Below are 22,698 nucleotides of genomic sequence, written 5' to 3'. Positions count from 1 at the left end.
ATGACAACATCATCTTTGCTCTCATATATTTGCGCCATGTGCTTGGGAGGCGTTATTGTTTTTCTATGGCATTATTTTAAAATCATAAGCATTAAATCCAGATATGCACTACTACTACAACAGGCAGAAATGCAAGCGGATAATGAAAAATTAACCGATAAGTTTAGTAAAGAATTAAAAGATACTTCCGAAGCCATCATAAATCGTTTCTACGAAAAAACCGAAAATCATTTTCAAATAAAAACGGAAGCCATTGATAAGTTAATGAATCCCGTACAAAAAATTTTATCCGATTTTCAGAAAGATATTCTTAACTTTCGAACCGTCCAAGCAGAAGAACACGGTTCTTTGAAAAGTCAAATCACAAGATTATTGGAGGCGGAACAAAAACTGGAACAAGAAACTCGTAACTTAACAGATATCATAAAATGTCCAGGTACTCGAGGTCTATGGGGTGAAATGCAGTTGAAACGAGTCCTTGAATTGTCAGGAATGCTGAAACACTGTGATTTCAACCTACAAGAACAAGTTCAGAGTACGAAAGCAAGACCGGATGTCATTATTAAACTACCGGACGATAAAATCATCATAGTCGATGCAAAATCTCCTCTATCCGAATCTTATTTCTCGGAAAGCATCGATAAATCGGACCTTATAATAAAAATACGCGACCACATCAAATGTCTGAAACAAAAAGCCTATTGGGAAAATCAATACTCTCCCGAGTTCGTTATTCTTTTTTTACCTGGAGAAAGTTTATTCAACGATGCCATTAAAGAAGATCCTTCTTTGATTGATTTCGGACACCGGTGCAATGTCTTTTTGACTAGTCCGGTTACTCTTTTGGCTATGCTAAAAACCATTTCATTTGCTTGGAAACAAGAAAATATGCATAAACAAATAGAAAAAATCGGAGATTGGGGTAAAACGCTTTATTCAAGATTAATTACTATGTTCGATCACTTCAACAAAGTAGGACATAGTTTAAATACCGCCGTAAACGCGTATAACGATACTCTCAGTAGTTTGGAAAAAAGAGTCATGGTTACGGCTAGAGAATTCGATAAGTTCGATGTAAAGGACGACACTAAAAAGCTGGGTGATCCGAAATATGTAGAAGTATTATCCCGCACAACCGACTTTAGGAAAACCAAAGAATCGGAGGAAAAAAACGCCGATTACTGTTCACCGTTGCAATCTAACAAATCGGAAGATTGAAACCGATCTTCCAAAGCACGATAACAAGCTACTAAATGCTCAACCCCCCTCAAAGCCCTATGCGGTTTCATTTCTTCTTCCAAACCCAAAAATTTTGCAATATTATCCTTTGCCAACATGTTTAAAGAACATTGATCACGACAAATGATTTTTTTAAATATCCAAAACATCGATGCCAAATCCAACCAATGATAAGGCCATCCGTTTTGATGTTGTGTTTCGGTTGAAATCAATTGGGAAAAAAACATTCTGTCCAAAGCAGGGTTCTGACAAATAAAAGCCGCATTTTCCTTAGAAATTCCATAACAATCAAAAACGTCTTTGATTTCGGTTGCTACTTGACTCTCCGTTTTTCCGCGTTCGTTAACATACTCTTCCGTTAAACCGTTGATGAACAAGCTATCTTGATTTCTTTGCTGCCAAATGGTTTGCTCATGCTTGATTAAAGAAGAATAAGTACAAATAATCCGGTCAGAACAAGTATTAAGAATCTGAAAAGATATTTCCAATATTCTATGTATATGACAGTCAAGACCTCCCGTTTCAGAGTCCAAAAAAATCAGTAACATCTCATTCCTCTTCCGAATAAAAACACGTTATATTTTGTTATTCGGTTTTTTATCAAAAACAAATTTAAGAAAAGAATGATTTTCCAAAATAATAACAATCACTTCCCGGAAGAAGAAAAACACTTAAACAATCCAAACAGGATTACCTTAGACAAACCTCAAAATATCTTTTGCTATTCGGTCATTTAATATTTTTTTTCTTCCTTGCTTTATATAATTTTCTAATCCAAGCATGTATGGAAGTTTTTCTTCATTGAATTCGCTTTTAGTCCTGCCGGCGCTTAAATCACGAAGCACAAAGCGTGCTGGAAGTAGCTTTATTGTGGCCTCCAGCCGCTATTATAAGCCTTCTATTGAAAGATAGCTAAATGATCCACCTGTAATTAGGTGAAGCGTTTCTAACCTCTCTTCTTCCTCTAATCTTTTGATTTGTTTTTGGGAAGAAGGCGTATTTTTAATTGATTTCCACCCGAATATTCTTTGTTCTCTTCTTTATCATTGAAGTCTATGTAACTACTTCCATACCACCAAGTTCTTCCACTATATTGTACTTGAGTAGGCATCCCAAGGACTTCTCCAAGGGTGATGTATTTATTTCCAGAGTTGTCTCTGATAGTTTCGGCATTGGTTATGCTTGATGAAAATAGAGCAAAAACAACTATTCTAAACATGCTAATCCTCTTTTCTACGCTTAAAGATATTAAAAAAAGAGCCTCGATAACTACAAACGCGATAACTGCCAAAATGAATCCGCCCAGCTTTTTAAAAAGAATAGCGCATCCTCCAGCCTTAACAATTTTTCCACCCTCTACTACTCTGTTACGTCGAAAATAGTTACATAGTTACTATGTTCGTCGTAGCTGCTATTCCATAGCTGGGGATGTTATCTCCTTTTTTATAGTCTTGATATGTCGGAAGAAGATGAAGATTTGTTAAATGAAATTTTTATAAAGCGACTGAGAAATCATAACAAAACAGATAAATCATCGCTGATTTGTGAAGGAATACGTCTGCTGTATGCAAAAGAAGTTAAGAATTTTGATGATCAAGAATAGAAAAAAGAACGTGGAGTAAGACTGTAATACAGTAGTGAAGTATTTTTGAATTACATAAGCGGAAAAACCTTTTCCGCCTATTAACCCTCTTTATATAGAAACCAGCTCTTGATCTTCTATTTCTGCTTCAAATTTTTAGTTAGAAAATTTAAAAAAATTGGTGTAAGCGATCAATTCTTTTGGATGAACATAGAAGTTTTCTTCAAAGAATTTTTTTCCTAATTCATCTCTGTTAGATTCATCGGCAGTCCTCTCTTCTTTTGAAGAATACTTCTGTTTTGGAATAGGAATATCGCAGTATTCTTTAAACGAGCTTTCATCAAGAAGAAGCATTTTTATTATGGCTAACCTTGACAACTCCATTAAATCGAAAAGATCCTTCGATTCTTCGTTATTGACAGAGGTTATATTGGAACCGTCAGACGTTATGGCATCTGGTTCTTTAAGAAAACCATGTAGACTGGGTCCTCTGTGACGTTGCCAAATGGATGCTATGCGAGATTTGATTTCTTCTTCTGATAGGGAATTTTTCAAAAACTTGCTCGGCAAGTCTTTAAGAAACAGGCTTAATCTGGTTGATGCCTTTAGTTCATGCTTGTGCGTTGGATTTCCAGTAAAAGCATCAATCAGAGGAAAGAGTTTCGAAAAACAAGTGCTTGCATAGGTTAATTGCTCCCAAAGAGTAGCTTCAAAGAAGGCTTGTAAAACATAACACGGGCGAGCCGCTGTCTTCCTTGAAGCGAAGATCTCTACGAAGCGCGCAAAATACACACCAGCTCGTTTGAAGTCTTCTTCATTGTATTGCAGCCAATTTTCTCCATTGGCATGGCTGTAGAAATTGGCATGGCTGTAGAAACCGTCAAGAGAAATATTAGATCTTTTCAAAATCCTGCTAGGTGTTTTACCAAGAAAACCTATTTTCTTATTACCATAAGAAAAGCTTCCTGAGATGTTTATATAAAGAGGTTTAGTTAAATATAACGCTGACACCATAAACCAAAAATAGCGACTTCTTAAGTTAGCGGGAACTAATGAGTCTATTTTGATGCAAGCATTAACAAGGCCCCCTCCTAAGCCAAAGCCTGGATAAACTACGTCAGCTAAGGCTATGTTTTCTCGTTCGGGTGAGCCATATCCTGCGGCCTGTTCTAACGCATGCAGTGGTGTTAAAACTAATGAAATCCCTGGGGCTAATTTTATAGGAAGTCGATCAAAAAGAAGGCAGTCCATTTTCAAGCATAAAAAAAGAAAGTATGTATCACCTTCACAAAAATCAAATTGGTCATCTCTAAACATCATTGAAACTCTTTTAAGACTATGTGTTATCGTATTATAGTATTACTGTATTACAGACTAAAACAGCTAAATTCATCCACTTCTGTATTACACATACTGTTCTGTCTATAACTGATAAAATTTGCAAATTTTCAGATCTCTTTCTTCAATGTATTGTGCTACTTTACTTCTTGGTAAGCTCTTAGTATAGAGAGCATGCTTTAAATTTCCCCCAATTTGAGCCTCTGCTGTACCCCAAACTTTTAAAAATTTTTTCCTATTATGGGCTAAGTTTTCAAAATCGTCCGTTGATAATTTCCTAAAAGATGACTAGTGATAATCTGTGCCCCATAAACCATTTCGATTGTGTCTTTTGGGTCAATTCCCCTCATCAAGCTCTTCATTTGAAACAGAATATTCGCTTAAAAATGAATCTTGCGTTGTGTAGATTGCCCTAGCAGCTTCGATAATTAGTAACTTTACTGACTGTTCATTTGCAGAAAAAGCCCATATCAAAGGTACAAGATTTTTCGGAATTGTGATCTCTTTCATAGGGGGTATACCTTTTTTTAAGGGAACGCCATGCCATCTAACTTTAACAAACAGCTAATCCGTTATGATTGACCTTTACCTCCCAATCTTTTTGCCAGTTTTTCCTTTTGAATTGGCGTGTTTTCGTAGTTATTTTTGATTCTTAAAAAGAAAAAGGTAAATCGTTGCCTTAAGTGAATTTGGTTTGGATTTCCATTGGAACTTATTGAAAAAGGTTAGCGGTTAACAAGTTTTTAAAAGAGACGCTTCGCCTTAAGCGAAAAGCGGCTCTCATCTCATGAGATCTCTTAAAGATCTCATAGAATCTCCCGACAGATTTTCTCGAGAAAAACACTGCAATGTATAACGGTAAATATTCCCTTTGATTCGTTACTCACACTCAGCCTTCAGGTGAAAAACCCACTTCATTCCCCCAGTAATATTTGGCTGTTTTGAGACTCCCAAAAGAATTCCAAAATTAAGCATTGCCTGTATAATAATCCGTTTCACATCACTTAAAGAAGTGAAGCCGATAATTTCATGTTCCCGTCAAACTCTTCAGCATTTTTCCTAAGCATTTCTTCTCCGGCAAAAGAAACGAATATCGCTCTGTCCAAAATTTCAAAAAGATACTTACGAGCTACGGATTTAATATCTTCCACCGTTACATTCAATAGAGCCTTACGAAATTTCTGACGAACATCTACCGTTTTGCCGTTTCTGAGTCTGAAATAACTTACGATAGCTCTTCCTCCAGGTGGGACCGGTGTATCCAAATCTTGTATTACACCTAAAATACCTTCTTTTAAATCTAGTTCACTGAATTTTCCTTCCATTAAAATTTCAATAGCTTCAAGAAAAACTCGATAGGAGTTAAAAATTTCAGGATCCCGATAACTATAAAAATAAAAAACTCCCTTAGCCAAATTATTAGATACACCGGAACCGTAAGCCCCGCCTTGTTCTCTAATTTTAGTATGCAGAACTACATTGTCCAACATTTCTGCGAGAACACAAAGAGTCGAAGCATCGGGATGACTATAAGAAAGTTCTTGAAGAGGAAAAGCTAAAGCATTAAAAGCAGCTCGCGACGGTATAAAGAGTCCTTCATGAGAACCGGATTTCAAAGGAATAGAGGTATTCCATGCCTGTTTGTCCTTATTGCATACTGAAAAAATTCCGTAAAAATCATCCTTAGCCAATAGATCCACGGTTTCTCGATTACAGCTTAAAACTAAGTCGGGTTGTGCCAATCCTAGACATCTGTTCTTTAAATCACTCAATTTGAAAATAATTTCATCGATCTTCGATTCGAAATTCATACATAAACTACGAATCATTTCGACGTAAGGCAATCCTGAAAGAGCGTAAGACACAGCGGCTACGGAAGACAGGGAAGAAGTCGCTAAATTAACGGCATAACCCATAGGGCTATTTCTAACGCTATTAGTCAAAGATTCCTCATGTTGAAGCAATAACTCCTTGATACGATACTTATCGGTCCAATCCGTTGATTCGATTAAATCTTGAAACACTTGAAACAATTTGTCTTTTTTAGCTGCCAATACTTTCCCTCGAATACTTAACGAAGGTCGTATCAAACCGAATGTAACCGCATGAAAAGAAAAATCATAAACAATATCAATGCCTCCAGTATGTTCCAAAAGGAATTCCAACTGTTGTTTATAGTTCCTACCTCCACTACCCATCTGTGGTAAAAGATAGATCAGTAGACGTAACCAAGGAAGCTCTTCAAGACTCACATGAGGCAAATCCGATACGAAATCGACGAACACTAGATCATTCGTAAAACATTCATGAACCAACAAATTGCCTGAAGAATTTTTTTCTACGGATAAAGAGAACTCCTTACCTGAAACAGGGATCTTTTCCAGCGAAATGCCAGGTAAAATAAAAGGATCGTCTTTTTCGTTCCTGAATTTTTCCAGCTCGGCATTTTCTTGAATTACTCTTTCAAAATTTTGATCTTCAAATGTTTCGGCTATCTTTTCCAAAAGAATCCTTTCTTCTTCGTTTTCCTTTGAAATCAGATCAGGGTCGGGTTCCATCAAGATACACGCGAAATGTTTGTTATCTATCAAGTATTTATTGATCAATTCGGCAAGATAATCCGAGGCTGCCAATTTATTTCTCAAATTGGCAAATAAACTATGTATTTTCAAGCCATCCGATGGATTTCCTCCGTGTTGTTTCAATAAACCGGCTCGAAAAAACAACGATAATCCGTAAGGCATAGAGTATCCGGAAATTTCTTTCCTAGAAAGTTCCAGTTGATGAATGGCACCTTCTATCAAATGCGCAGGAATGCCGTTTTTAACTGTTTCATGTAAAGAGCGAAATATTAAATCTTCCAAAGGCTGACGTGCATCAGAAGAACAGCCCTTACAAACAACCGTAAACGGGATTTCCCTAATTTCGCCTTCTATAGCAGAATCCGCCTGTTTACACAAACCCGACCTCAATAATTCACTCTTTAAAAGAGCAGCGTCGGATCCCATAAGAACAAGATCTATCACATACAATCCCAATAAGTCCAACTGATCCAAAATAGAACAAGTAAGCCATGTGATACCGAATAAAGATTTATCTTCGTCTTTAGAGTCCGTAGGGTAGAACAAATGTTTTCGACAAGGTTCCTTAAATCGTTTTTGAAGAGGCACCGGTAGAGGCTTATCTGCTTTTTCCGCTCCCCTAAGAATTTTTTCTTCCAAAAAATCAAGATGACTTTCCGGTTTTATATTACCATAAAAATAGAAAAATGCCCTCCCCGGAGAATAATATTTCTCATGAAAATCTCTTACGGTGTCTCGATTCAATTTAACGATATCTTTGGGTTCTCCTCCTGAATTTACTCCGTACGTTACGTCAGGGAATATGGCAGTATTTAAAGCTTCGGATAACCTAGCTTCTCCGCTCATAAGGGCTCCCTTCATTTCGTTAAAAACCACTCCGTTGAATTTCAAAAGTTTCTTTTCCCGATTGACGACTTCCAACCGCCACCCTTCTTGAAGAAAAGAATTCTTACTCAACAAAGGATGAAATACCGAATCGATATAAACGCTAAATAGGTTATAAAAATCTTCGGCAATCTGGGACGCAGCGGGATAACACGTAAAATCGGGACCCGTAAAGGCGTTCATAAAAGTATTTAAACTACGTCTGGTCATCGAAAAAAAAGGATCTTTTACGGGATAAGCGACGGAACCGCAAAGAACCGTATGTTCCAAAATATGAGCTACTCCATCAGATTTAGAAGGACATGTCTGAAATGAAATATTAAAAAGATTTTCGTCATCATCATGAATAATCATCATGATGGAAGCTCCCGTGCTTTTATGTTCCATTTCCAAAAGAGTACTCTTGATTTCGGGAATTTCTTCACAAGAAGTAACGAAAAAATTGCGATAAACATCTCCGGATTTCATAAACAGTGTCTCTAAAGCTTCACTAAAAGTTCCAGAAAGATAAACTAAAACTAAGTTTTTGACAATTTGTAAAGAAACGGACTCAAAATCATTAAGAAAAACGAATAACTATTAAGACGAAAATTAAATCATAATCAGCAGTATTTAAGATTCAATCTATTGATAATAAGTAACACTTATTCAATTACTAAGACACCCGTCCTCAATTTCTCTAGATTTATTCTCTTGTATTTCTTAAACTCGCGAGTAGTTCTTTGACTGTTTTATAAGCCAAGAACCGTTAGTTATTCTGAATTTATAAAATACTCCGCTTTATGAATTATCAAGACATCTTCGACGAAGAAAAATCCGTTTTTCTGGATGATTTTTTTACCTTTTTGAAATTTCGTACCATATCTTCGAATTATCCTAAAACTTCCGAAGAGATGTTTGCTTGTGTCGATTTTATCCAAACTTATTTGGAAGGCGTTTTTTCGACAGAATTATGGGAAACCGAGGAGCATCCACCAGTCTTATTTGCTTATAATACCGAAGCGGGTCCGGATAAAAAAACCTTACTCCTGTACATGCATTATGACGTTCAGCCTATAGAACCTTTGGATGAGTGGAAGTCCGAACCTTTCGATCCTGAACTTCGCGACGGTTATGTCTACTCTCGAGGAGCTTCAGACAATAAAGGACAATGTTTTTATACCCTTTTTGCTTGCAAAGAATTTTTTAAAAAGCATGGAAAATTTCCGATTAACATAAAGATCATTATTGACGGAGAAGAAGAAATAGGAAGCCCTGGGTTAGGCAAACTATTGGAAAAAAAAGAAGAATCGATTAGAGCTGATGAATTGTTCATTGTGGATGGAGGTTTCAATTCTGAAGAAGCCCCGAGAATCAGCTTGGGTGCACGAGGATTAGTCAATATAATCGTCAACGTGACCGAAAGCAATAGTGATTTACACTCTGGAAGTCTGGGAGGTGCTGCTTATAATCCCAACCGAGCTCTCATTAAAATGCTTGCTTCTCTTCATGATGAAAATAATCGCGTTTGCGTGAAAGGATTTTACGATGATGTCATTCCTCTCTCAAAACAAGAAATGACTCTATTATGCATGGATAACCAGGAGGAAAGCTGTTTCTCTGCTTTCGGTTTTCACCCTTCTGGGATGGAAAAAAATTATTCCGTTTACGAGGCGATATTTTTAAGACCGACTTTGGAAATCTGCGGAATAGGAGGCGGATATACAGGTCCCGGCTTTAAAACCGTTATTCCGAAAATGGCAACCGCTTATCTTTCCTGTCGCCTAGTCCCTAATCAAGTTCCCGAAAGGATAGGTAAGGCAGTAATTAACCACTTGTTGAAAGTGCTTCCGAAAGGTTTGAAAATGACAAGTGAGATTCGTGACGGTGCTTCTCTAGGTTGGCACAATACCGAAAATATTTCCGCAATTACTCAGAAACTATCCGGTATATACGAAAAACTTTTCGGAGCCCCCTGTAAGTATACACTTATGGGAGGAAGTATTCCGATTGCTTTGGATCTTGCCGCAAGTTCCAAAGCCAGACCGGTTATCTGCGGAGTATCTTTCAATCAAGACAATATCCACGCACCTAACGAAAAATTCAGCTTAAGCCAATTGCGTCGGGGATTTTTGAGCATTTGTATGTTACTCGAATCTGAAGTCGATTAATCCTCTAGAGTAAGTGCAACGAATCGGACTACGTCTTCCTGACCTAACATTAAGAGGATTTTTTTGTCTTTTGCATCTTTGATGGCATTTTCGAGGTCTTCCAATGAAATGACTTTTTTACGATTAACCGCCAAAATCAATTGACCTGCTTTCACTCCGGCCAACGCCGCTTGACTATCCGGTTCTACTGCAGCTACGTATAAGCCTTTTTGTACATTAAAACCGAACTGATGAGCCAATTCAGGCGTTAAAACTTGAACTTTAACACCGATCTTCTCTAAAGGAGCGATAATTTCATCTCCGGGAGCAGAAATAATCGTAACCGGTACATCAATAATCTTACCTTCTCGATATATTTTTAAAACAATACGAGATTTAGGCGACATTAAGGCAATCGCATTTCTGAAAGAACTTAAACTTTCGATTTCTTTCCCATTGCAGGCAATAATAATATCTTCTTGTCTAATACCGGCTTTATCGGCAGGCGATCCCTTCACGACATCAGTTACCAAAACTCCTTTTATTTTGTCCAATTTGTAAAAATCGGCCAGATCGGCATCTATCGGCTGTAAGGTTACCCCTAAAAAACCTCTCGTAACTTGACCATCTTTGATAAGCTGATCCATAACACGACTTACCATTAAACTCGGAATTGCAAAACCTATTCCTAAATAACCGCCTGTTCCACTGAATATAGCCGTATTAATCCCGATAACCTGCCCGTTGATGTTCAGAAGCGGTCCTCCGGAATTACCCGGATTAATAGCCGCATCGGTCTGAATAAAATCTTCAAAATCAGCTATATGCAATTGATTCCTGCCCTTGGCACTTATGACTCCGACCGTCACAGTAGCTTGTAAACCGAAAGGATTTCCTATAGCTATGGCCCAATCACCTACCTCTATTTTATCGGAATTGCCGAAAGTAAGATAAGGCAGATCCAAAGCTTCTATCTTAATAACTGCCAAATCCGTTTTAGGATCCAAACCTATAATTGAAGCCGGATATTTTCTGCCGTCGTGTAAAGTTACGTTAATTTTACCGGAATTATCTACCACATGATTATTAGTCATAATATAGCCGTTTGAAGTAACGATAAAACCCGTGCCTCTAACAGCTTCTCTTGGAGAAGGTCTCTCTTGAGGAGACTGAAGTCCGAAAAAACGATTGAAAAATTCATCATTAAAATAATCGAAAGGATTTTCATAAGACCCTTTATGTCGGGATGGACCGTTTCTCAACCCATAATCGTTTTTAGACTGAGGAAAACTTTCAATACAAACTACAGCGGGAGTGGCTTGTTTGGCTATCCTGGAAAATCCTCCGGAAATTTCTTTCAATAAGTTTTCCTGGGATGACTCGACTTGTTTGGCCGCCAGCAAATGATTCGAAGAAGAAATAACTTGCATTCCTAAAAAGATAAATAAGAAAAATACTAAGATCCTGGAATCGGATTTGTTCATAATAAGTCTCCCGAAATTCAAATCTCTAATAAATAACACCGACCTGAAACGTTCCGATCGGAAAACGACAATAACAATTACACACTCTTAAAAGAGCGAACCAATTGCACTGAAGAAATATATTTAAATTTAAAAAACATTTCTTACAAGTAGTTTTCTTAAAACAAAAACGGCAGACAAATATTTTTTTCAATATTCAATGAATAAACATCTGAAAGCTGTTCTTAAACTTATTCAAATCTGTTACCGATTGAATCCGGGCTCATTTTAACTTCAAGAACGGATAATTGATCTTATGAGAAGCAATTCGAATTTTTCCGATGGTATGGTTGAATAGTATTCCTTATCAAGGGCCCCTTCCGATATCAATAATGATAAAAGAACGGCCGCAGGTTCAGTAATTATAAAATTCCTTAATTAATCAAAACGTAACAAACTCTAATAATTCGGATCCGGAATGACAAATCTTAATTCCTCCGGCATAAACTTAAACTTGACTACTCTCAAAAAATTTCAAACTTATCCAAAACCGGAACAGTTTGATCAAGCAAAGCGACAATATTAAAAATATGTATTTCGATGTCATAAGACTTCAAGATTTTCTTTACCTGCATTCAGGCATATTCATATGACTTCCTATTTTTTTCGTCATCTTTTATACTCCCGCCTCCCTTAACTAAATTTTCCTGGCTCCATGTTCAATTTTTTCAGAGTCAAATTAAAAAATATTTTCGGAAAAAAGATTGATGACTCTTTCCTTGATAGAGCCGAACAATTGCTTTATGAAGCCGATTTCGGTTCCGGTTTGGTTGAGTTAATCATCGAGCATTTACGTCATAAAACCAGAAAAATCGATACCGAAGACAAACTCTTTAGAGAACTCGCAGAGTTTCTTTTCGGAATTATAAGAACACAAGACGACTCCCCTTTAATCGAAAATCCCGAGATCTATCTCATGCTGGGAAGCAACGGATCCGGTAAAACAACAACGATAGCTAAACTTGCCAACCGTTTTCTTAAAAAAAATCTTAGCGTACTTTTTGTCGGAGCCGATACTTTTAGGGCCGCAGCTACCGAACAGTTGGAATTTTGGTCAAAAAAATTGAATTGTCCGATAATTAAAGGTGCCATAGGAGGAGATCCGGCCGCTGTAGCATGCGACGGTATCAAAACCGCTTTAGTCAAGCGCTATGACGTCGTTTTGATTGATACTTCAGGTAGGTTGCATTCAAACTATGATCTCATGCAAGAATTGAATAAAATAATTAGGGTTTGCACGAAATCTTTAGAAGGTCGTCCCTTTAAAACACTCCTAACGATTGACGCCTCGTTAGGCAACAACGCTACCGAACAAGCCCGATTCTTTCATGAAGCTCACCCACTCACAGGTCTGGTGCTCACAAAAACGGACGGTTCCTCAAAAGGAGGGACCGTCTTCAATATTTATCACACCTTAAAAATTCCGACTCTTTATATAGGCAACGGTGAAGAAATAAGTGATCTACAAACTTTTCACCCGGAAACTTTCATTAATAAATTACTCATATCTACGCCTTAATCGCTTGAGATTTATTTATTTTTGCTTGAAGACGCAAAAATCTGAAGCAGATACCAAAATATCATTATTACATTGATATACATTCTCAATGCCATTACCAAGGCTAATTTGTATGATAACGAAGAATTTATATCCGCTTGTAAACTCATGCGTTTAATCGTCTGAGCATCATAAGCCGATAATCCGACAAACATCACAAGTCCCAAATAACATATCAAAAGATAAAACATAGGAAGCACAACGAATAACGAAACTATAAAATAAATGATTGATAGTCCGATCAAAGCAAATAAACCGAGAGAGAAAATACGACCCAGTCCAGTCATATCGCTATGCGTAAAAGTTCCGTAAAGCGCGGCTATAGCAAAAATACCGGCAGCACTTAAAAAGGCTGCCCAAACGACACCTCCCCCATAAGTAGCTGCATAGCCGGGAATAACCGTCCCAAAAAACAATCCTTCCAAAACGGAATACGCGATAAATAATCCCATCACTCCTTGAACCGACAGGGTATTTATCTTACGACTAATCCATAAGGAAACTCCCAAAGTACCTAAACACCACAACCACCAGTAAGGATATAATGTCTTATAAAAACCAGTGTAACTTAACAAACCGGTGATTCCTGCCGTAACGGATAACCCTAAAGTCATCCAGCCATAAACTCTGGACGCAAAAGTCCCCGAAACCAAACCATCTTTATTTAAATTATTATGACTATACAACTTCATAAATAAATTCCTTTTTTCGAATTTAAAAAAACATACTGTTGTATGCAAATTAAAAATAATAAATTATTTAAAACCGATAATAAACAAATCGAACATTACAATCACTAAAAGTATAAGTAACATGAAATTGCCTCCAGGCAGTACTTTTTGCTTACCTAGAGAACATCGCTTGCCCCTACCTAACCAAACCATAAGAATAGGAAAAATTCCCGTTAATAAGGCGGCTCCTGTTCCGGCGCCGTAATGAAGACATTTCAATACCAGATCAGGATAAATGATCGATAAACTTAAGGGAATACCGAAAATCAATATAAGCAGCTGTAATTTCTTACATTTTTTATCCCATTTTAACTCATCGGCCAGAAAATCGATAAATCCAACGGATACTCCGATAAATGAAGAAGTCAAAGCAAAAAAAGCAAAACACTCACCCGCTACGTAAAAAGCGGGGGAACTCAGCGATAACTTTAAGGCCATTGCAGCAGTATGTCCCGATTCCAATGAATGATGCAATAAATCCAGAGGGACGACTCCTAAAACCAAAAGATTCCAAATAATATAACAACCTAAAGGAACGGTAACTCCTAAAATAATCGCCTTTTTAACTTGTTTAATACTACGATCCAAGTAATAGAACAAAGAAGGAATCACAAGTTGGTAGCCAAAAGAAAGAAAAAGTACGGGAAATCCTCTCAAAGAAGATTCCCATGAACAATGCTTTAATAAATCAAAGCGAATATCCGTAAAGCCTAAAACACAAAATAATAGAAAAGACAAAATCAACCCGACGACTAAAATACGATTAAATCGATCGGCTACTTTAATTCCGGAAGAGACGAAGAAAAACATTAAACCGAAGAACAACAAAGGCCCTATAAAACGATAACCGGTCCCATCGAAAGATGCTGAAGAAATCGCATTTCCGAAAACACGGAATAACAAATTTCCGCCCTCACAAAAGTAAGCAACTAAAATTGCATATAAAAATAAAATATAGACGCTGGTGAATAAAATTTTTCCAACGGAACCCATAGATAATTTCGTAAGAGAGGCAAAGTTTGCTCCTGCTTTTTCTTTATCCCAGTTTGTAACCTCCAGAACACAATAACCACTGAAAACGGCAAAAAAACAGGAAACGAGATACCAGATTATACTAGGAAAAAAACCACCATCGGCAACAAGCAAAGGAACGGCTAAAACTCCAGCTCCGATAGCCGTTCCAGCCACGAGCATCGTAGCTCCGAATATCTTACTTTTTAACATAATCAAACCTTCAAAAACTATTGCATCGTTTGTACGAAACAATATCGATAAATTAAAAAAAATGAATCCAACTATTCAACAGTGACGGATTTGGCCAAGTTTCTGGGACAATCTATATCCGTACCTCTGTCGAGAGCTATATTATAAGCCAATAACTGACCGACAACGGAATATAAAATGACATTACAAACCGACCTATTTTCAGGAATGCAAATCGCGTCCTCAGCACAGGAATGACTATCCTTTTGAGAAGAGAACAATACAATCTTAGCTCCTCGAGATCCCGTTTCCATGAGATTACTGACAGTCTTTTCACGAACTTTCGAATCTCCGCAAAAGGCAAATACGGGAGTACCTTTACTGATCAAAGCAATCGGGCCGTGCTTCATTTCTCCCGCCGGATAAGCATTAGCATTAACGTAAGCTATTTCTTTCAATTTAAGCGCACTTTCAAGAGCGACGGGATACATCAAACGACGACCAAGCAAGAAGAAATGATCATATAGAACATATTTTTTGGCAACGAGTTCCAGTCGATGATCCGTAACGATGGCATGGCACTGTTCCGGTAAACGCAATAAATCGATCAACCATTCAGTGAGTTCATCGGAATTCAAAATTTCTTTAATAACTGCCAATTTAAGACCGAATAATATCAATAAAAGCACCTGCGCCGTAAATGCTTTGGTAGAAGCAACTCCTATCTCCGGACCTGCTTCAAGAAATAAACAGGAATCTACTTCCATAGCCAAAGAGGACGTTTCCACATTACAAAGACCCAGGATATAAAATACATTAAGTTTACGAAGATATCTTAATACGGCTAATGTGTCTGCAGTCTCACCGGATTGACTGATGAGAATTACGAAATCTTCTTCAGATACATACGGCTCTCTGTATAAAAATTCCGAAGACGTTTCAACAAGAACAGTGACTTTGACCAACATTTCATAAAAATAGGAAGCTGCCAAACCGGCATGATAGGACGAACCGCAAGCAATAATTCGAATACGTTTTATTTTATCAAGAGGGACATCACATAAAAAATTATGTGACAATACCGGTTCCTCAGATCCTTTTTTCAAAACATGTTTATTTAAAATATGTTCTAAAACATCCGGCTGTTCAAAAATTTCCTTTAACATATAATGACGAAAAGTACCCTTACAAAGATCCTTATCATTCGTTCGAATTTCTCTTATTTCTTTGTCCATCGGTTCAAAGAATTCGTTGTAAACAAAAACCTTACCGGATTTGATAACGGCTATTTCGGAAAAACGCAAAACGAACATTTGTTCCGTATATTTAGCGAAAGCCTTTAAATCGGACGCAACAAAAACCTCACTGTCACCGATACCTATTACTAGGGGGCTTTCCTTCGCGATACAAATCAACTCATCCGGATGATCTTTATGCATGACCGCGAAAGCAAAACTTCCTTTTAACATCCCGCAAGCTTGCCTCATAGCTTCCAAAAAATTTCCTTTATAGAAAAAACCTATGAGCTGTGCAATAGACTCCGAGTCCGTATCGGATCGAAAAATAACATCTCGCTCAGTTAACCATTGTTTTATCTCGCAATAATTTTCAATAATCCCGTTATGCACTACGGCACACCGGAAACAATCATCGAACTGGGGATGAGCATTGATTTGCGTCGGAACACCGTGAGTTGCCCAACGGGTATGAGCTATAGCAATATGGCTCTTCCAATCTTTCTCAGACATGGACTTCTGAAGATTGATTACCTTCCCCACCTCCTTACAATAGACCAATTCGCTGTTGTGGATCGTCGCAATACCGGAAGAATCATACCCTCGATATTCCAAACGTTCGAGTCCCTCCAAAACTACCGAGACCGCTTCTCTTTTTCCTGAATAAGCAAAAATTCCGCACATAAACTACACTACCGACGCCGTTTCCATACCGATTTCATCAACAATAACATCCGCTATCGTTTGAGCCCACAAATCAGTCTCTTTTTTCTTTTGAGCTTCTATCATAATTCTGCATAAATTTTCAGTTCCCGAATAACGAACCAAAACCCGACCATGTTTACCCAATGTTTTTTCAACATCCTTGATGACTTCAGAAACTTTCGGTAAATCCTGAAAAGGAGTTTTCTGGCGAACAGATACGTTCAGTAAAGTTTGAGGAGTTTTACAAACATTCGCCGTTAGATCGGATAACGTAGAATCGCTTTCAGTCATAATTCTTAAAACTTGTAAAGCGGATACTATTCCATCACCCGTAGTATTATAGTCCAAAAAAATCAAATGCCCGCTCTGTTCTCCTCCCAGAAAAGCCTCATTTTGAAGCATTTCCTGAAGAACGTGCCGATCTCCTACCTGAGAAGTGATAACCTTAACGCCCTGTTGCTTCAAAAACTGCAGCACTCCGAAATTCGTCATTACCGTAACAACAACCTTATTATTTTTCAAAAGACCCTTTTTCTTTAAATCCTGTGCACAAATAGCTAAAATGGTATCTCCATCAACAATGTGTCCTTTTTCATCAACCATTACGATTCTATCGCCGTCACCGTCAAGGGCTATCCCGACATGAGCACCGTTTTCTATTACCCCTTTTTGAATAACCGAAGGATGTAAGGAACCGCAATTCTCATTGATATTCGTACCGTTCGGCTTCTCGCCCACAACATGTACTTCAGCATCCAATTCTTCCAAAACCGAGGGAGCTACTTTATAAGCCGCTCCGTTGGCGCAATCTAAAAAAATTCTAAGACCTTTTAAATTTCTGCCTTTGCAAAAAGTAGCTTTTACATGTTCGATATATCGCCCCGAAGCATCGGTAACCCGTTTATTTTTACCTATTTCAGCATCTTTAGGAAAGTCGTCAAAATTATTCTCATGAACAATTGTTTCAATCAGTCGTTCCATGGAATCCGAAATTTTAAATCCCTCAGAAGAAAAAATCTTTATACCGTTATCATAAAACGGATTATGTGAAGCGGAAATCACTATCCCTGCATCCGCACGATAAGCTCGAGTAATAAAAGCTACTCCAGGAGTAGGAATAGGGCCCAAAACCAACGTTTCCGCCCCCATGGAATTGAGTCCCGCAATCAAAGCATTTTCGAACATATATCCCGATAATCTGGTATCTTTACCAACCACGATCCTACGACGACCATGACCGCTATGCAAAACGGAAGCTACGGCTTTTCCCAACAACAAAGCAATTTCAACGAGCATAGGAAATCGATTGACTCTTCCCCGTACTCCATCAGTACCGAATAAAACCTTATTAATGTTGACCTAAAGACATTTAAAAATTTACCTCAAAACCCAGATGAAAAACACCGGAATCATTGTGACCGAAAGTACGGAGATGTTAGCACAAAATTTATTTAGAGAGAATAAACACTTATTAACAATCCTCATAGCACTCCATGCATCAAAATACGATAAAAATCGGGAACTCATACTTAAAGAATCTCAATTCAAGAAATTACAAAATCCTGTAGAACGTAAAAGAAACTATGCAGTATAATTCCCAAGGGACGAACAAAGTTTTGTAACCTCGACGATCCGATCTTCCGTCACAACCGTCCGTATTTAATGCAGCCTACTATTTATCGTGCCGATCATCATAATTTAGATCTTTCCGTTATTGACCCGAACGCCTTGTTCGTCATTAAAATATTGAAAAGAGCCGGTTATCGAGCTTACTTGGTCGGTGGTTGTATACGGGATATGCTGCTTAACGAGCATCCGAAAGATTTCGATATATCCACTTCCGCCAAGCCCGAAGAAATTAAAGCCTGTTTTAAAAGTTGCATACTTGTCGGTCGTAGGTTTAGATTGGCACATGTTCGTTTCGGAAATTCTTTCATAGAAGTGTCTACTTTTCGATCCGGAGATCCTACTGAAGAAGAACTCATAATCAAAGATAATTTATGGGGCACTCCGGAAGAAGACGTTTTACGTCGTGATTTCACTATCAACGGTTTATTTTATGATCCTCAGGAAAATGTCATAATCGATTATACTGGAGGTGTAAGAGATCTGAAAAAACAGTTTCTTAGAACGATTGGGAATCCTTTTCTTAGATTTAAGCAAGATCCCGTGAGAATGATTCGACTTCTTAAAATACTTTCACGTTACGATTTTGTTGTAGATGAGACAACGAAAGAAGCACTGTTTGCTTGTAAAGACGAACTCTTAAAAAGCTCAAAGGCACGTGTTTTTGAAGAAATCATAAAAGTTTTGATATCTTCATCTTCGAATAAATTTTTCAAACTGTTAAAAACCAGCGAATTTTTATCCTTACTCTTTTCAAAACTGGATTGCGCCTTCAAAACGGAGTCTTTCGTTGAAAAAACGACTTTAAACTTTCTAAAAGCTTTAGACTCTTTCGACCTTCAAGACAAGAATAACATCGACAGAGGCTTCTTAATTGCAACATTAGTTTGTCCGATTATAGACTTCGATCTTCGTCTCAAAAAAAAGACGAATAAAAAAATCACCAACGGTTTTATTCTCGAAACCATTAGAGAACAGCTGACTGAATTTTTCGTTAATTCATTTACCGGATGTTCCAAGAAAAATTTCATAACCGCCTTACTTATTTTGCAAACTCAGTATAAAATGACCCCTCTAAATCCAAAACATAATAAAATGAATCCGAAACTAGTGAGGCACCCTTATTTCAGGTCCGCTTTGAAGCTTTTGTATATTCGAAAAACGGTTAACCCTAAATTGGAAAAAAAATATATCGCATGGTCTGAGATGTATGATGAAAATCAATCAAAAGAATCGGAGTTGATTTAATTTACGATATGTTGTTCGTTTCCGAATCGTTAAATTTTTTTTCGGTCTTTAATTTCCTATCGATAAATTGTTTTTTTACAGTCTTTTTGTTTCAAGCCATCGTTTCTTATTTAAGGATCGAATCTCGGCTTTTGGGTGCTTTAGGTTTGTTTGCCTTTTGTTTTCTATCTTCGATAATCCTTTCAGAATTTTGCGTGCATCAAACGGTTATTTCGATATTTTTCAGTTTATTTATTTTTTCGGCTTTAAGAAATTTCGATTCCACTAAAAGCAGCTATTTAAAAAATTCTCTTGTCTCCATTGCACTATTTTCGTTTTTATACGGAAATACCGTGATTTCGACGAATATGTCCTTATTGAAGAATGGCCTTCTCACATGCTTAAGAGATAAAATCGAACTGACTGTTGTCTTTTCGGGCTTTACGATACTTATTTTTGCTCTATTAAAAAGAGGACTTTTCATAAAAAAGAGACCGTTGTTACCTAAAAGAAAGAATAAATTAATCTTCATCTCAGCCGGTGAGCACAGCGGAGATATTTTAGGAGCCGATTTGATCCTTTCCTTATCTAATTCCGATCCTGCCCTACGATTTATGGGAATCGGCGGTCCATTGATGAGACAATATTCTCATTTCGAATGCATCTTACCGATGGAAAATTTTCAATATCTTGGGTTTAAAGCCGTTTTATTTTCTCTTTTTAAGATATTTAAACAGTATCGCTTCATAAAAAAAACACTATTGAACAGACTTCCGGATATTGCCGTATTCATAGATTTACCGGATATGCATCTGCGATTGGAAAAAACACTAAAAAAAAATCTGTTTCCCGGAAAAATCGTTCATTATGTCTGTCCCAGTATCTGGGCATGGAGATCAAGTAGAAAAAAAACTCTGGAAGACAATCTGGATCTACTTTTAACGATACTCCCCTTCGAAAAAGATCTTTTTACATCCGAAAACAGTCGTTTAAAGGTCAAATTCGTCGGGCATCCCTTATTGACTCTTATTGAGAATCACCGTTTCGACTTATACTGGAAAAAGCAATTTGATATTCCGGAAAACCGACCTTTTATAGCCTTTTTTCCGGGAAGCCGTCTAAAAGATGTCGAAAAAAACTTCATTTTACAACTTCAGGCGTTTAAACAATCCTGTTACCAAGATACCCACAATATAATCGTTTCTTATACTGAAGAATCAATTAAACATATGCTTGAAAAAACTATTCGTTTTTTCAATATTCAATGTTATTTCGTACCCTCATGCTTCAGATACGAAATGATGAAAGAAGCAGAGCTTATTACCGCAAAATGCGGAACAATCGTTCTCGAATGCGCTTTGATCGGCACGCCCACTCTGATTACATGCTTAATCGGAAAGATCGATTCTCTAGTTGCAAGATATGTTTTCGGGATGGGTTCGAGTCACTATGGCTTGCCGAACCTAATTTTAGACGAGATTGTTTTTCCTGAATTTATAGGTAATGATACCAACTTACTGTCCACTCAAATCTCTGAATATATGAATTTTTTTAGTCAATCCGGTGCAGCCGAAAACTTAAAAATCAAATGTCGTGAAATAAAACATAAACTGAAAACAAATAGTCTTTCTTTAATTGATAAAGAAGTACTTGCATTATTTCCCAATGAAGAGCGTTTGAAAACATTTCTTGATTTCGATGTAGCCGTTATACCATTCAAATCAATTCCAGATTAGCAATAACGGATTCGCAAACCCGGTTAGAAGTCCTTTCAATAAGACCTGAAATCCCTTTAAAAAGAGCTTTATTTTGTGATTGTCCGTGCCCTTTAACAACTAATTTTGAAAGACCGCACAATACGGATCCCGGATAAACGCTTCCTTCCAAATCATTTTTAATAAAACAATTATGCGAATTGTCCACATATAATTCCGATAAAAAGTCAAAAACTCCCTCAGCAGTTTTTAAGAAAATATTTCCGGCAAATCCATCGGTTACCACGACTTGTACTTTTCCTTTAAAGACATCTTGACTTTCAAGATTACCGAAAAAACGATCTCCGAAATTTGTCTGCAATAAACGAAAAGTGTTTCGATGATTTTCAGTCCCTTTACCTTCTTCCGTACCTATATTTAAAAGTCCCACGGAAATGTTTTTATCATTATTTTTCAAATAACGGTAATAGGCAAGCCCTATTTTTCCGAAATCCAGGAGATTTTCGGGTTTCACCGAAACATTGGCACCAACGTCCAATACTACTATATTCCCCGTCAATGTCGGAAGTTCAACTAAAAGAGCAGGTCTGGAAATCGAGGAAATCAAAGGAATACGAGAACAAGCCAAAGAAACCAATGCTGCCGTATTCCCAGTAGAAAACAAAGAGTCCAGCTTACCTTCTTTCAGAAATTCGACACCGATTGCCATTGAAGAAGTTTTTTTACGTAGAGCCGTAAAAACGGAATCCTTCATGCCCACGACATCTTCGGCAACAATAAAAAATAAAGAGCTCGAAATTCGACCGGGCAAAGCCGCTACGAAAGGATCCAGAAAAGACAAAAAATCGGGGGTAAGTATCGGACAAAAAATAAACCTGTCCGATACCTCATCTTGACGAGATACGATAACATCGATAAGTGCTTGCCAAACACTTAGAGGTGAATGCTCACCCCCCATTAGATCAATACCTATACGATATATCATAGAAAATAAAACCGGTCTCAACTAGTCTCAGTTGGCTACCGCTTTCCTAGTTGATTTACCATCATAAAAACCACATGAAGCACATACCCTATGAGGTAAAAAGGCATGATTACAATTACTGCAAACAACGACTATTTTTGCCTTTTTGGCATGATGACTTCTTCGAATATTTTTTCTTGCATTACTCAAACGATTACGTGGAACTGCCATTTTAAACCTATCCTTAAAATAAGACTCTTCGAAAATCCTCGGGCCAATTGAAAACATCTAACGTCCAAGGGGAAATCATAAAACATTTATGAATTTAGTGAAATAGAGACAATCTGAAAATGTTAAGAAACATATAAATTATATATTGCAAAAACAAGCAATTATTAAACAAAAACTCAGTAAATATAATGAAAATTAAAAATAAACTCTTGAAAATCAAAATCG

General features: G+C 37.3%; 18 protein-coding genes. 6 read left to right on the top strand and 12 right to left on the bottom strand.

Features of this window, described 5'->3' with window-relative positions:
* On the top strand, positions 1–1,218 hold the full coding sequence (locus tag RSA43_04485; protein MEG2496532.1) for a DNA recombination protein RmuC: 1,218 nt from the start codon (positions 1–3) through the stop codon (positions 1,216–1,218).
* Here RSA43_04485 and RSA43_04480 read toward each other — a convergent pair.
* From RSA43_04480 to RSA43_04460, 5 genes are all read right to left on the bottom strand, one after another.
* Complete coding sequence (locus RSA43_04480) at positions 1,179–1,787, bottom strand: hypothetical protein (protein ID MEG2496531.1); 609 nt, start codon at positions 1,785–1,787, stop codon at positions 1,179–1,181. The two genes, RSA43_04485 and RSA43_04480, sit on opposite strands and share 40 nt — an antisense overlap.
* A 416-nt stretch (positions 1,788–2,203) precedes the next feature.
* On the bottom strand, positions 2,204–2,530 hold the full coding sequence (locus tag RSA43_04475) for a hypothetical protein (protein MEG2496530.1): 327 nt from the start codon (positions 2,528–2,530) through the stop codon (positions 2,204–2,206).
* A gap of 447 nt (positions 2,531–2,977) precedes the next feature.
* A complete protein-coding gene (locus tag RSA43_04470; protein ID MEG2496529.1) occupies positions 2,978–4,141 on the bottom strand; it encodes a hypothetical protein in 1,164 nt (387 codons plus the stop codon).
* Between the two features lie 354 nt (positions 4,142–4,495).
* On the bottom strand, positions 4,496–4,669 hold the full coding sequence (locus tag RSA43_04465) for a hypothetical protein (GenBank protein MEG2496528.1): 174 nt from the start codon (positions 4,667–4,669) through the stop codon (positions 4,496–4,498).
* 494 nt (positions 4,670–5,163) lie between these two features.
* A complete protein-coding gene (locus RSA43_04460; protein ID MEG2496527.1) occupies positions 5,164–8,094 on the bottom strand; it encodes an insulinase family protein in 2,931 nt (976 codons plus the stop codon).
* Positions 8,095–8,408: 314 nt separating this feature from the next.
* Between RSA43_04460 and RSA43_04455 the strand changes: the two genes are divergently transcribed.
* A complete protein-coding gene (locus RSA43_04455) occupies positions 8,409–9,776 on the top strand; it encodes a M20/M25/M40 family metallo-hydrolase (GenBank protein MEG2496526.1) in 1,368 nt (455 codons plus the stop codon).
* On the opposite strand, the gene RSA43_04450 is transcribed toward RSA43_04455, so the two are convergent.
* The gene (locus RSA43_04450; protein MEG2496525.1) at positions 9,773–11,239 is read right to left on the bottom strand and encodes a DegQ family serine endoprotease; all 1,467 of its coding nucleotides are present in this window, start codon (positions 11,237–11,239) and stop codon (positions 9,773–9,775) included. The two genes, RSA43_04455 and RSA43_04450, sit on opposite strands and share 4 nt — an antisense overlap.
* A gap of 694 nt (positions 11,240–11,933) precedes the next feature.
* Here RSA43_04450 and ftsY point away from each other — a divergent pair.
* A complete protein-coding gene (gene ftsY, locus RSA43_04445; protein ID MEG2496524.1) occupies positions 11,934–12,797 on the top strand; it encodes a signal recognition particle-docking protein FtsY in 864 nt (287 codons plus the stop codon).
* Between the two features lie 11 nt (positions 12,798–12,808).
* Here the strand turns inward: ftsY and RSA43_04440 are convergent, their stop codons facing one another.
* The 4 genes from RSA43_04440 to glmM form a co-directional block, all read right to left on the bottom strand.
* Positions 12,809–13,528 (bottom strand): Bax inhibitor-1/YccA family protein, encoded by a 720-nt coding sequence (locus RSA43_04440; GenBank protein MEG2496523.1) that lies wholly within the window; start codon positions 13,526–13,528, stop codon positions 12,809–12,811.
* Positions 13,529–13,591: 63 nt separating this feature from the next.
* The gene (locus RSA43_04435) at positions 13,592–14,791 is read right to left on the bottom strand and encodes an aromatic amino acid transport family protein (protein MEG2496522.1); all 1,200 of its coding nucleotides are present in this window, start codon (positions 14,789–14,791) and stop codon (positions 13,592–13,594) included.
* Positions 14,792–14,862: 71 nt separating this feature from the next.
* A complete protein-coding gene (gene glmS / locus RSA43_04430; GenBank protein ID MEG2496521.1) occupies positions 14,863–16,689 on the bottom strand; it encodes a glutamine--fructose-6-phosphate transaminase (isomerizing) in 1,827 nt (608 codons plus the stop codon).
* Between the two features lie 3 nt (positions 16,690–16,692).
* Entirely contained in the window at positions 16,693–18,063 is a 1,371-nt protein-coding gene (glmM, locus tag RSA43_04425) for a phosphoglucosamine mutase (protein ID MEG2496520.1), read from the bottom strand.
* Between the two features lie 61 nt (positions 18,064–18,124).
* On the opposite strand from glmM, the gene RSA43_04420 reads away from it, so the two are divergent.
* The 3 genes from RSA43_04420 to RSA43_04410 all read left to right on the top strand — a co-directional run bounded on the left by RSA43_04420 (position 18,125) and on the right by RSA43_04410 (position 21,299).
* Positions 18,125–18,304 (top strand): hypothetical protein, encoded by a 180-nt coding sequence (locus RSA43_04420; protein MEG2496519.1) that lies wholly within the window; start codon positions 18,125–18,127, stop codon positions 18,302–18,304.
* A 68-nt stretch (positions 18,305–18,372) separates the two neighbouring features.
* A complete protein-coding gene (gene pcnB / locus RSA43_04415; protein ID MEG2496518.1) occupies positions 18,373–19,584 on the top strand; it encodes a polynucleotide adenylyltransferase PcnB in 1,212 nt (403 codons plus the stop codon).
* Positions 19,585–19,670: 86 nt separating this feature from the next.
* A complete protein-coding gene (locus RSA43_04410; GenBank protein MEG2496517.1) occupies positions 19,671–21,299 on the top strand; it encodes a hypothetical protein in 1,629 nt (542 codons plus the stop codon).
* Here RSA43_04410 and RSA43_04405 read toward each other — a convergent pair.
* Together RSA43_04405 and rpmF are read right to left on the bottom strand one after the other, a co-directional pair.
* The gene (locus RSA43_04405; protein ID MEG2496516.1) at positions 21,280–22,263 is read right to left on the bottom strand and encodes a hypothetical protein; all 984 of its coding nucleotides are present in this window, start codon (positions 22,261–22,263) and stop codon (positions 21,280–21,282) included. The two genes, RSA43_04410 and RSA43_04405, sit on opposite strands and share 20 nt — an antisense overlap.
* A 27-nt stretch (positions 22,264–22,290) precedes the next feature.
* Positions 22,291–22,473: a 50S ribosomal protein L32 gene (rpmF, locus tag RSA43_04400; GenBank protein ID MEG2496515.1), complete on the bottom strand. Its 183-nt coding sequence runs from the start codon at positions 22,471–22,473 to the stop codon at positions 22,291–22,293.
* Positions 22,474–22,698 lie beyond the last annotated feature (225 nt).

The organism is Victivallaceae bacterium, from assembly GCA_036659455.1.
Lineage (GTDB): Bacteria > Chlamydiota > Chlamydiia > Chlamydiales > Chlamydiaceae > JAVXCN01.
The sequence above is the reverse complement of the archived record's forward strand: the minus strand, read 5'-3'. Positions and strand labels throughout refer to the sequence as shown.

Coding starts and splice junctions, on each gene's coding strand:
- RSA43_04485 (MEG2496532.1), top strand. CDS start 1: ATGACAACATCATCTTTGCTCTCATATATTTGCGCCATGTGCTTGGGA.
- RSA43_04480 (MEG2496531.1), bottom strand. CDS start 1,787: ATGTTACTGATTTTTTTGGACTCTGAAACGGGAGGTCTTGACTGTCAT.
- RSA43_04470 (MEG2496529.1), bottom strand. CDS start 4,141: ATGATGTTTAGAGATGACCAATTTGATTTTTGTGAAGGTGATACATAC.
- RSA43_04465 (MEG2496528.1), bottom strand. CDS start 4,669: ATGAAAGAGATCACAATTCCGAAAAATCTTGTACCTTTGATATGGGCT.
- RSA43_04460 (MEG2496527.1), bottom strand. CDS start 8,094: ATGAAATCCGGAGATGTTTATCGCAATTTTTTCGTTACTTCTTGTGAA.
- RSA43_04455 (MEG2496526.1), top strand. CDS start 8,409: ATGAATTATCAAGACATCTTCGACGAAGAAAAATCCGTTTTTCTGGAT.
- RSA43_04450 (MEG2496525.1), bottom strand. CDS start 11,239: ATGAACAAATCCGATTCCAGGATCTTAGTATTTTTCTTATTTATCTTT.
- ftsY (MEG2496524.1), top strand. CDS start 11,934: ATGTTCAATTTTTTCAGAGTCAAATTAAAAAATATTTTCGGAAAAAAG.
- RSA43_04440 (MEG2496523.1), bottom strand. CDS start 13,528: ATGAAGTTGTATAGTCATAATAATTTAAATAAAGATGGTTTGGTTTCG.
- RSA43_04435 (MEG2496522.1), bottom strand. CDS start 14,791: ATGTTAAAAAGTAAGATATTCGGAGCTACGATGCTCGTGGCTGGAACG.
- glmS (MEG2496521.1), bottom strand. CDS start 16,689: ATGTGCGGAATTTTTGCTTATTCAGGAAAAAGAGAAGCGGTCTCGGTA.
- pcnB (MEG2496518.1), top strand. CDS start 18,373: ATGCAGCCTACTATTTATCGTGCCGATCATCATAATTTAGATCTTTCC.
- RSA43_04405 (MEG2496516.1), bottom strand. CDS start 22,263: ATGATATATCGTATAGGTATTGATCTAATGGGGGGTGAGCATTCACCT.
- rpmF (MEG2496515.1), bottom strand. CDS start 22,473: ATGGCAGTTCCACGTAATCGTTTGAGTAATGCAAGAAAAAATATTCGA.